Source organism: Mesorhizobium sp. M0029 (genome assembly GCF_040323735.1).
In the GTDB taxonomy this organism is placed as follows: domain Bacteria; phylum Pseudomonadota; class Alphaproteobacteria; order Rhizobiales; family Rhizobiaceae; genus Mesorhizobium.
Genome location: NZ_JAMYVF010000047.1, coordinates 1 through 10,520, shown reverse-complemented (window position 1 = coordinate 10,520; position 10,520 = coordinate 1). Strand labels below are relative to the sequence as shown.

Annotated in this window: 7 protein-coding genes and 5 pseudogenes; 7 read left to right on the top strand and 5 right to left on the bottom strand. The window is 59.0% G+C overall.

Annotated features, from left to right (window positions below; translation table 11 throughout):
* A pseudogene (locus NKJ76_RS31840) lies at positions 1–156 on the bottom strand (DNA-binding response regulator); the annotation flags it as partial.
* Between NKJ76_RS31840 and NKJ76_RS31835 the strand changes: the two are divergent.
* Complete coding sequence (locus NKJ76_RS31835; RefSeq protein ID WP_081730999.1) at positions 107–511, top strand: phosphopantetheine-binding protein; 405 nt, start codon at positions 107–109, stop codon at positions 509–511. The pseudogene NKJ76_RS31840 and the gene NKJ76_RS31835 sit on opposite strands and share 50 nt — an antisense overlap.
* Positions 512–616: 105 nt before the next feature.
* Here NKJ76_RS31835 and NKJ76_RS31830 read toward each other — a convergent pair whose 3' ends face one another.
* The 3 genes and pseudogenes from NKJ76_RS31830 to NKJ76_RS31820 all read right to left on the bottom strand — a co-directional run bounded on the left by NKJ76_RS31830 (position 617) and on the right by NKJ76_RS31820 (position 2,139).
* Entirely contained in the window at positions 617–1,234 is a 618-nt protein-coding gene (locus tag NKJ76_RS31830) for a hypothetical protein (RefSeq protein WP_352539188.1), read from the bottom strand.
* Positions 1,234–1,413: a hypothetical protein gene (locus tag NKJ76_RS31825; RefSeq protein WP_352487759.1), complete on the bottom strand. Its 180-nt coding sequence runs from the start codon at positions 1,411–1,413 to the stop codon at positions 1,234–1,236. Before NKJ76_RS31825 ends, NKJ76_RS31830 begins: the two co-directional genes overlap by 1 nt.
* Positions 1,410–2,139, bottom strand: a pseudogene (locus NKJ76_RS31820) (IS6 family transposase). The gene NKJ76_RS31825 and the pseudogene NKJ76_RS31820 overlap by 4 nt, the downstream one beginning before the upstream one ends.
* Before the next feature lie 294 nt (positions 2,140–2,433).
* Between NKJ76_RS31820 and NKJ76_RS31815 the strand changes: the two are divergent.
* The 3 genes and pseudogenes from NKJ76_RS31815 (at position 2,434) to NKJ76_RS31810 (ending at position 3,969) form a co-directional block, all read left to right on the top strand.
* The gene (locus NKJ76_RS31815; RefSeq protein ID WP_023679574.1) at positions 2,434–2,811 is read left to right on the top strand and encodes a hypothetical protein; all 378 of its coding nucleotides are present in this window, start codon (positions 2,434–2,436) and stop codon (positions 2,809–2,811) included.
* A gap of 122 nt (positions 2,812–2,933) precedes the next feature.
* A pseudogene (locus NKJ76_RS32550) lies at positions 2,934–3,233 on the top strand (DUF1403 family protein); the annotation flags it as partial.
* A 26-nt stretch (positions 3,234–3,259) separates the two neighbouring features.
* A pseudogene (locus NKJ76_RS31810) lies at positions 3,260–3,969 on the top strand (IS6 family transposase).
* Positions 3,970–4,096: 127 nt separating this feature from the next.
* Here NKJ76_RS31810 and NKJ76_RS31805 read toward each other — a convergent pair.
* Positions 4,097–6,016 (bottom strand): potassium transporter Kup, encoded by a 1,920-nt coding sequence (locus NKJ76_RS31805; protein ID WP_352539187.1) that lies wholly within the window; start codon positions 6,014–6,016, stop codon positions 4,097–4,099.
* Positions 6,017–6,459: 443 nt separating this feature from the next.
* On the opposite strand from NKJ76_RS31805, the pseudogene NKJ76_RS31800 reads away from it, so the two are divergent.
* The 3 genes and pseudogenes from NKJ76_RS31800 to virD4 form a co-directional block, all read left to right on the top strand.
* Positions 6,460–6,729, top strand: a pseudogene (locus NKJ76_RS31800) (integrase core domain-containing protein); the annotation flags it as partial.
* 301 nt (positions 6,730–7,030) lie between these two features.
* Positions 7,031–7,807: a hypothetical protein gene (locus tag NKJ76_RS31795; RefSeq protein WP_245263145.1), complete on the top strand. Its 777-nt coding sequence runs from the start codon at positions 7,031–7,033 to the stop codon at positions 7,805–7,807.
* Between the two features lie 247 nt (positions 7,808–8,054).
* Positions 8,055–9,800 carry a type IV secretion system ATPase VirD4 gene (gene virD4 / locus NKJ76_RS31790; protein ID WP_023746487.1) on the top strand — a complete coding sequence of 582 codons (1,746 nt, stop codon included), beginning with the start codon at positions 8,055–8,057 and terminating at the stop codon, positions 9,798–9,800.
* The last annotated feature ends 720 nt before the right edge of the window (positions 9,801–10,520 follow it).

Below are 10,520 nucleotides of genomic sequence, written 5' to 3'. Positions count from 1 at the left end.
CCTAGGTTAAGGTCAACAACCACGAGATCGACTGGCTCACGTGAAAGAACATAGTCAAACTGCTTGCTATCGTGGACTGCGGTTACCTTCAGGGCATGCATCGGCGATGAGGCGCCGCATTGCGGCATCATCGTCAATGACAAGAACATGTTTCAACGGCACACCTCGTTTTGGGGGTTGCGCCCCGATCAGGGTTGCATTACCTGAATCTGCGAGCAAAAGGCATGTATTAGTGATGACATTACTTGAAATTGAACAACTGGTTCTCAAAACCCTCAACGCTCTAGTTGCCGAAAAAGTAGAGGTGTCGATGACAACCAGAATGCGGGATCTCGGCCTCGACAGCCTCGACTATAACGAGCTTGCTACGGCGATCGAGAGCCGACTTGGCTGGTTTGTCGACGATTACAAGCTCTGGCAATACGAGTCCGTAAGGCATGTCGCCGACGCCGTCGCCAGTCAGGAGTTGCGCACCGCGGAACCACCAGCAGTGCGGCAAGTGCTGGAGTAGTGCTGTAGGCACAGGTTACGGTGAGGGCAGCTTGGGCGGCGGTAGCTATGGCCATTGCTCCGCTGTGGTTTCTATTCGTGACTGGTGTGTTTGAGAACTGTTGGGTCAGCCCGGTCCATGTCGCAGTGCCGATGCCCCCTTGATGGCGTTGCCCGCAATTGCGATCGCTGCGCCCAGGGCACCAATGCTGACGGTCGTTGTCAGGCCACCCGTTGAATTGTTGTCAGAGGCAACAGTGCCCACCACACCATCCCAATTGGTGGTCGTATAGACCGACATGTAGTCACGGAACACGCTCTCACTATACGTGGTCACGATCGTTGCCGTCGTACCGGTTGGCACGAGGGCTGACCACACTGACAGATAGACCACACCAGAATTGAAGATGCTTTCCACCTGAGCGAGAAGGGTGGCAGCCACACCCCCAATCGTCATACTGTTGACGGTCACTGCACTTTCGGTGTCAGTGGTCTCAGTTGTCACGATGACACGACGATTAGCGTGTGGCGCGACAAGAAGCGGAATGCTGGTGTGGGTGTAAACGGTCGTGGCAGTCGAGTCTTCGTGAGTGCCATTGAAGACCAGATCTATCGGGAACATTTCCTCCCAGACGCCCGAGCTGCGCACATAGACCTGTCGAGCCTTGGTCCAGAGGCTTGAGATTTTCACCCATACGGCGCTGGCCGCCCCCCAGACCCCGGAGGCTTTGACGTAAAGGGCCATTACGGCTGCACCCAGAAATCACCGTCCACGCCGCCAGAAGGGGCAGCGGCCGAGATCGTGACGCTGCGATTTGCCATCGTGCCGACGCCGAGAAGCGCCTTGGTCTGGGCAATGGACTGCGGTCGACGATAATTGTCCCCGGTGCCGTCACTCGACACGCGACCGATGAAGCTCGTCACAGCGTCGGCACCTGTGGCGTAGGTCGAGCGGTACAAACGCGTCGTGATATCACCAGCGCCATCGCGCTGAGGCGATGAACATGTATGGCGAGAGCAGAACGTTTGGGGCGGGGCGGGACGAATAGGTTGCGGAGGGCTGACAAGGTCGAGACGAAGCGTTGCAGGCCTCCCGGCGATCGGACCCCTGCATCATCCGCTCCCGTTTTCGCGGCGGCACATGGGAATTCTCCGCTCCGTTGTTCAACCCCTTGTGCGACCGGTGCTTGACGTCCGGCATCACCTGTCGCTTTGCCGCTCCATACGAGCGCAGCTAGTCGGTGATCATGCGCTTCGGCGCGAGCCCCTGCTTCTTCAACAGCCGCGTCAGCAAGCGCTTGGCGGCCTTGGTGTTGCGGCGGTTTTGCACGATTTCGTCCAGCACATATCCATCCTGGTCGACGGTGCGCCACAACCAAAGCTTTTTGCCGGGCGATGGTGACGACCACTTCGTTCAGGTACCAGACGTCATTCCGGCACGGCGGCTTGCGGCGCAAGCAGCGAGCGCAGTCCAGCCCGAACTTGATGCCCCACCGGCGACTTGTCTCATACGAAACCACGATGCCGCGTTCCAGCAGCATTTCCTCAACCAGGCGCAGGCTCAGCGGAACCGGAAATAAAGCCAGACCGCGTGGGCGATAATAGGCGGCGGAAATCGGGGGGCGTGTAGCTGACGGCGGGCGTATTCATGCCCCCCGGCGTCCATGTCGCAAATCTTGACGATTGCTTTGTGTGTCAAGCCCGCCGCAGGTCTCAACGCGTTCAATGCAGACATTGTGAAAATCGCCCTATTCCGCCTTTTTTTACCGCCCCTTAAGTCCCCCGCTCGCATGCTTGTCGATGCCATTGAACTCATAGCCATCGGCCAAGGATTTTGGAAAATATGTTTCCGCTCGCAGCAGAAAACGTGAGAGTCGCTGTAGGCCTAACGTTAAGGGGAGAGAGCGGTTTGATTGGACGAAATGGGTACCGGAGTACCGAGTCATGAAGCCACGAGGTAATCTGGTCCGACTGAAGCAATTTCAGGTGAATGAGAAGCGGCGACAGTTGCACCAGCTAGACATCATGATTGCCGATTTCGAACGCATGGCGCGAGAACTGGACTTCCAGTTAAACGCCGAGGAAACGAAGGCCGGCATCTCCGATGTCAATCATTTCGCTTATCCGACGTTCGCCAAGGCCGCTCGCCTACGTCGTGACAACGTCAAGAATTCGCAATCGGACCTTCTGCGGCAGAGAACCGCAGCCGAGCCATGCCTCGCCGAGGCTGAAGCAGAGCTCTCCAAGGCGCAAATGCTAGAATCGCGCAGCGGCAGAGGCCACGACCTCGAACCCGGCAACCGAAGCGCCATGATCGGCTGAGCCGGATGGCTTCAGCGCGCCTCATTCGCGACACCCGACTGGCCGTTGGCGCGCGAGAGGCGTGCGGGCACTGTAAAGATATCAGCGTCTTGATGCAGCGATAGCTGGTCGGGACGGCTGTCATGCTGCGGCGACATACGCGATTTTGTTCCAGATTTGCATGGCGGCGTTACGCAGGTATTGGGGGAAAGTGGAACTGGTTGGCACTCGGATCATCGGTGGAAACGAACCGCTGCCGGCGGATCGGCGCCTGGCGGCAACGCCTGGCGCTTTCGGCGGCGGCGGTAACGGCAAAGCAGGCTGGCCGGTCGAGGATGAAGCGGCACCTGCGCGATGCCGTTCTGCTCACGGCCGGGAGACGGGGTCGGCCCCGCCGGCCGGATGCTGCTCGCTTGGCGCGGCATCGTAAAGACAACCGACAGCTTATGAAGATGTGCGTACATTGGGCATGTCAGAAGTTGCTCGTGATCCGCTCTATGGTCGCCACCGCTTTCCCGCCGAGATCATTGCGCACGCGGTATGGCTCTACTTTCGCTTTCCGCTCAGCCTGCGCATGGTTGAGGACATGCTGGCGGCCCGCGGCATCATCGTCACGCATCAGACCGTTCGAAGCTGCGCGGAGAAATTCGGACGGCATTCCGCCCAGGAGATCAATATCAGCCGGCTGCCTGGGCGACAAATGGCATCTCGACGAATGTGTCGTGGCTATCAGTGGCAAGAAGCAGTGGCTCTGGCGTGCCGTCGATCAGGACGGCTTCGTCCTCGAAGTGCTGGTACAAAGCCGCCGAAATGCCAAGGCGGCAAAGCGTCTGATGCGCAAGTTGCTGAAAGCTCAAGGGCGGACACCACGGATCATGATCACCGACAAGCTCCGATCCTATGATGCCGCCATGCGCGACCTCATGCCCGGCGTCGAACACCGGTCGCACACAGGCCTGAATAATCGAGCGGAAAATTCGCACCAGCCGACCCGACGACGCGAAAGGATCATGAAACGCTTCAAGTCGGCACGCCAGCTTCAGCGGTTCGTTTCCATCCATGATCCGATTGCCGACCTGCTCACTTTCCCTGCAATGCGCTGTCATCGGCTCAACATCGAGACCTGCGTAACGCCCCATGCAAATCTGGAACAAAATCGCGTGTGTCGCCACAGCGTGACAGCCGTCCCGGCCAGCTATCGCTGCATCAAGCCGCTGAAACTTACAGTGCCGGGCGCGCTGCTACCTGAATTTCCTTACCGCTCAATCAATGTGACAGCACCGATTCTTCTCAACCGCGGCATGCCCTAAATCGTCACTTGCGTTCCGATCTCGACGACGCGTCCGGTCGGGATCTGGAAGTACTCCGTCGCGTCGGCCGCCGTACGCGCCAGGCCGATGAACAACCGGTCCTGCCACACCGGCATGCCGGAATTGGGCGAGGCCTTGAGCGAACGCCGTGACAGGAAGAACGAGGTCGTCATGATGTCGAACTTCCAGCCTTGCTTGCGGCAGATCGCCAGCGCGCGCGGGATGTTCGGCTGCTCCATGTAGCCGAAGGTCAGCGTCACCCGCATGAACAGCTCGTTGACCGTCTCCATCTTGACCCGGTCGCTGTCGGGCACCACCGGTTGCGGCGCGGTCACCACCGAAAGGATGACGTTCTGCTCGTGCAGCACCTTGTAGTGCTTCAGGCTGTGCATCAGCGCGGTTGGCGCGCTGAGTGGATCGCTCGTCAGGAACACCGCGGTGCCGGACACCAGCTGCGGCTTTTTCTTCAGGAGATTGCCGGCGAGGAAATCGAGCGGGATTTCGTTGCGGCGGGTCTTGTCGAACAGATAGCGGCTGCCGCGCACCCAGGTCCACATAGCCAGCACAATGGTGAAGGCCACCGCCAGCGAAGCCCAGCCACCCTCGAACACTTTGACGATGTTGGAGGCAAAAAAGCCGACATCGATGAAGCCGAACAGCGCCGTCATGGCGACCGCCACCCACAGCCGCCATTTCCAGATCCGGGTCATGACGACGAACAGCAGCACCGTCGTCACCAGCATGTTGCCGGTCACCGAGATGCCATAGGCGGAGGCGAGCTTGCTCGATTCGCCGAAACCGACGACCAGCAGCATCACCGCCAGCGCCAGCAACAGATTGACGCGCGGCATGTAGATCTGGCCCGACTGCTTCTCCGAGGTGTGCAGGATTTCCAGGCGCGGCAGCATATTGAGCTGCACCGCCTGCCGGGTCAGCGAGAAGGCGCCGGAGATGACCGCCTGGCTGGCGATGACAGTCGCGGCCGTCGCCAGCACGACCATCGGGATCAGCGTCCAGCCTTCGTTCATCTCGAAGAATGGATGGCCGACGACGCCATTCTTGGCCAGCACGAAGGCGCCTTGCCCGGCATAATTGAGCAGCAGGCAGGGAAACACGATCGCCAGCCAGGCCAGCACGATCGGCTTGCGGCCGAAATGGCCGAGATCGGCATAGAGTGCTTCGGCGCCGGTGACGGCGAGGAAGATGGCGCCGATGGTCACGAAAGCGACGTCGGGCGAATTGATCAGAAACGCGACGATGTAGTGCGGGCTCACCGCCCACAGGATTTCCGGATCGGCGATGATGTGGTTGAGCCCGGAAAGGCCAATTGCCAGGAACCACACCGCCGTCACCGGGCCGAACACCAATCCTACCCCGCCCGTGCCGAAGCGCTGCACCGCAAACACCATGGCAAGAATGACCAGTGTCAGCGGCACGACATAGGGCTGGAAGGTCGGCGTGACGACATTCATGCCCTCAACCGCCGACAGCACCGATATCGCCGGTGTGATGACGGCATCACCGAAGAAAAGCGATGCCCCGACGATGCCGATGCCGAGCATCAGCGCCGAGCGCTTGGGGAAACTGCCGCGCGCCAGCGCCATCAGCGACAGCACGCCGCCCTCGCCGCCGTTATCGGCGCGCAGCACGAACATGATGTACTTGATGGTGACGATGATCGTCAGCGACCAGATGATCAATGACAAAACGCCGAGGATATCGCCGCGCTCGGCGACATTGCCGCCCGACGACGCCACCAGCGCCTCACGGAACGCGTAGATCGGGCTGGTGCCAATATCGCCATAGACAACGCCGAGCGCGCCTAGCATCAGCACCTCGGGGCTTTGCTGTTCGATTGCCGGATGGCTCGACTGTTCGACGGGTTCTGCCTCGCTACCAGTATTGGTAAGGACCATGGACGACACTCCGATAAGGGGCGGCCCTCTACCTTTGCTGCACTGCAATATCAAGTGCCGCGACGTAATGGCTCCGTATGCGGACCGCATTTGTTGCCGCACCGGCGGATTGTCTCATACGAAACCACGATCCCGCTCCCGGGCCATTTCCTCGACGAGACACAGGCCAAGGGGACCTGAAGGAGGGCCAGACCGGATGGGCGATGATCTGCGGCAGGAAACGATGGCGCTGCTTGTAGCTGACGGCATGTCTTTCTCCTTTGTGTGTCTGCCAGACGAGCGGGCGGGCACGGAAGTGGTCGCGCTCTGGCTGCCAGACATACTCGTCCAACCTGATGAAAACCTGACTTGTACACCCAGCCCAAACAGGTGCGAGGGGTCGGTCTATTACCAAAGGCTCTGAGGGCTGATTCTCTAGGGTTCGGCATTCAATACACCGAGCGCTTGCGGAGGCCGGCGTCGAACCCGCAGTGGGCAGTGTCGGCGACTCTTTCGATAATGCTCTCGCGGAAACGATCAACGGTCTTTACAAGGCCGAGGTGATCCATCGACGCGGACCCTGGCGCTCATTCGAGGCCGTCGAGTTCGCCACGCTCGAATGGGTCGACTGCTTCAACAATCGCTGGCTGCTGGAGCCCATCGGCAACATCCCGCCGGCCGAAGCCGAGGAACGCTACTACGGCATGTTGGATGAACCAGCCATAGCCGCGTGACTCAAACGAAACGGCCACCGGAATGCCCGGGGCAGTTCACATCGCATTTGATGCCAGCTTCATCGTATTTTCTTCGGCTTGGACGGGCACTTGGCAGACCCACAGAGCTGGGAACCCTTTGCCATACTACAACTGTAACATCATATCGGTTTAGCAGGTCAAGCTTTGGTGGTAACCTCATTGGGTAGAATAGCTACTTTGGAGGCGAGCAATGGATCGCGATAACAAACGGGCACGTGCAGCTGCAAGATCATCTCAAGGCGTGGGGAGCAGTAGCCTCCGTGACGTTCCAGAGGGGCCATTGAGCGATGTTGCAGAACGGCTGGTAACCGCTAACCCGCGCGATACAGCGCGAAATCTTGGGGGCTTCAAAGGCCTCGGGACGCACGAGCGAACAGCCGTTCGGGGCACTCAACCCGGGCCAGAAACTGACCTCGCGAGATTTGAAAGGCGGACCAATCGGCTTGGACGATCAGCCATCAATCTGGCCGCGACATTAACAGCCGAATTGGGGTACAGCACGGATGACATAGCATTGCAGAAAGTCGGAGCGGCCAGTAATCTAGGTAATTACCTAACGCCAGGGCTGCAAGATGCTATTGTTAATCGCATTGGCAACATGGATCCGCCGTCGCAAGCTCTCGGAACTTATTACGTTGCGCCACACTTCAGTAAGTTTACTGAGGAAAACAAATCTCGCATTCTTGATCAGGCCATTGGATTGGCTTCTTCTGATCCGGATGGCAATGTCAGAAACATGGCATCCAATGCTATTCTCAACATGTATCACCAGTTCGACGCAAATCAACAGGCCCAAGCTCACTCAGTTTTTCCCGGCATGCAAGACATCTTGCCGCACATGCCGCCGCCGCAGCATGCAGCAGAGGAACGGAGTGCGAATCTGGACGGCCACATAGCAGGTATTGAGGCTGCAGTCCGTGATACAGTAGGCCCGCAAACCTCCTATGAACAGCTGCAGCGGGGTGCTCAAGTCGGGCGGTCCATAAGCCAAGCCTACAATCACGCCCGAGAGGACCTAATGGAGGCCACCAGAAGCAGAGATCGCTCCGGCCGTTGATGTCTCGGCCATGGTACAGTGACGCTTTCTCTCCCGAATTCCGTCTACGGCCTTGCCGTTTCCAATTCGCTGGCCGTTGACGTACCTGCTTAGTGTAACTTTCAAAAACCACGTCTGCCGGGTGATGCGCTGCAAGCATCGCACCACCCACTGCGGCATCGATCTGTCGAGCGGCGACATCGCGCGACGCCGGTTCGGTCTCTGAAGCACGCGCAGCATTAGCTACGGCTAATCCGGCAATGGAACAATGCTTTCAACAAAAACGACGCCCCCCAACATAGCCATTAGCATCGCGTGCTCACTCGCCGTGGGCTTCTGTGCGGCAAGTCTTTACGCAACCTTCCGCCACGGCGGCAGCGGCGAGGCTCTGATGGCGTTTGATGTCCGTGCCTTTTGGTTTGAAACGCCCTTCTATTTGGGTTTCGCAACCCCCGTTTTCTATCGGGGCGCGGCTATCGTGCTCTCGACGTCCGCGGTCGTCTTGCTGATTCAGCAGATCGTATTGCGCCGCAAGCTCGAACACCACGGGACGGCTCGTTGGGCTCGAGTGGATGAAATGCGACGCACGGGATATCTGCGACGATACCGTGGCGTGACAGGGCCGGTGTTTGGGAAGACAAGTGGCCCTTTCTGGCCTGGCTACTACCTGACCAATGGCGAGCAGCCTCACAGCCTCATCGTTGCACCGACCCGCGCTGGCAAGGGCGTCGGCATAGTCATTCCAACGCTACTTACATTCAAAGGCTCGGTGATAGCTCTGGACGTCAAGGGGGAGCTCTTTGAGCTCACCTCGAGGGCGCGCAAAGCCGCAGGTGACGACGTGTTTAAATTCGCGCCGCTGGATTCGGAGCGGCGCACAAACTGCTACAATCCGCTGTTGGATCTTATAGCGCTGCCTCCACAGCAGCAATTCACCGAGGCCCGCCGCTTGGCCGCAAACCTGATTACGGCCAAGGGGGAGGGCGCGGAAGGTTTCGTCAGCGGCGCGCGAGATATCTTTGTCGCGGGAATCCTTGCCTGCATCGAGCGGGGCACGCCAACAATCGGCGCCGTCTACGACCTCTTCGCCCAGCCGGGGGAGAAGTTTAAGCTCTTCGCGCGACTCGCCATGGAGACTCAGAACAAAGAGGCACAACGCATCTTCGACGACATGGCGGGGAACGATACGAAAATCCTAACCTCCTACACTTCCGTGCTCGGCGATGGCGGGCTCAACCTGTGGGCGGATCCCGCTGTAAAGGCGGCCACAAGTCGCTCGGACTTTTCGGTCTATGATCTTCGCCGTCGCAGAACGTGCATCTATCTTTGCGTTGGTCCGAACGACCTTGAGGTGATCGCGCCTTTGATACGCTTGTTTTTTCAGCAAATCGTTTCAATTCTGCAGCGGTCGCTGGCCCGCCGGGATGAAAAGCACGAGGTTCTCTTCCTGCTCGATGAGTTCAAGCACCTGGGTAAGCTGGAGGCGATCGAGACCGCAATCACGACTATCGCGGGCTACAAGGGGCGTTTCATGCTCATCATCCAAAGCCTTTCGGCACTGACGGGGGCTTATGGAGAGGCTGGCAAGCAGAATTTTCTCAGCAATACCGGACTGCAAGTGTTCATGGCCACGGCTGATGACGAGACTCCGAACTACATTTCCAAGGCCATCGGTGAATACACGTTTGAAGCCAAATCGATTTCCCACAGCCAGGCGCGAACGTTCGACTGGACCATTCAGAATTCACATCAAGGTGCACCGCTATTGCGTCCCGAACAGGTTCGGCTGCTCGATGACGACTACGAGATTGTTCTCATCAAAGGTCTGCCACCATTAAAATTGAGGAAGGTGCGTTACTTCTCGGATCGCATTCTGAAACGCATCTTTGAACGCCAGACAGGCGCCCTCCCGGAGCCGGCGCCCTTGACGGGAACAGAGGAGGCGCTCTCCGCCGGATCTCAACTCGATGACCCGCTGTGTGAATTGGCGCAGGACTTTGACGATACAGTTTGATGTGAGGCTGGTGTGGACCCCGCGAAAAACTCCATCCCGTGTAACAGCTTTGTCGCAGGTGCAGGACGCCGGCTTGGAAGAGGGGCAAGCGGGCAAAGCCCGGCGAGTGGGCTTTGAGCAGCACGTGTCCGAGGCGCCCCGGCCGCTGTTCGATGGTCGAGCTGACGAGCCGCCAACCAATCCAGAGGAGCTTCTGCGACTGGAACAGGGGGTCTCGCGAGGTGCTTCAGCGAGGGCAGGATCATCAAGCCGCCTCATCTTTTTTCAGCAACCCAGGATGCCCGATGGACGGGATGACCTCAACAGAAGCGTGTCGGAGGCTTTCGCAAGCTCTGGGACGCCGGAGTTCGGGCCGCCGCCCCCAGTCCTGGCTGCCAGCCAACAGCAGATCCGCCCTTCGCCGGATGAGCTTGACCATGCAACCACCTGCCACCCGAGTGAGTCGTCCCAACAATGAACATCCCACAGCGCTGTTGTGGCCAGCGGAGACGCAGAGGGCCCTGAATGCGCCGCAAGCCGTCGCCATTCAGCAGCAGCTGAGCGAAATCGGCAATTCAGGCGGCCGCGTGCATATGCAGAGAGGGGCTGATGCGATCTCCGGACCGGTAGCTCTCGCCGTAATTGATCAGGCTGGTACTGTTGGAAGGCTTGATCAGCCTCGTCACCCCAATCTCCAGCATAGCTCACTGTCACGCGGCCAACGTGCCTCCGTAGCTAACA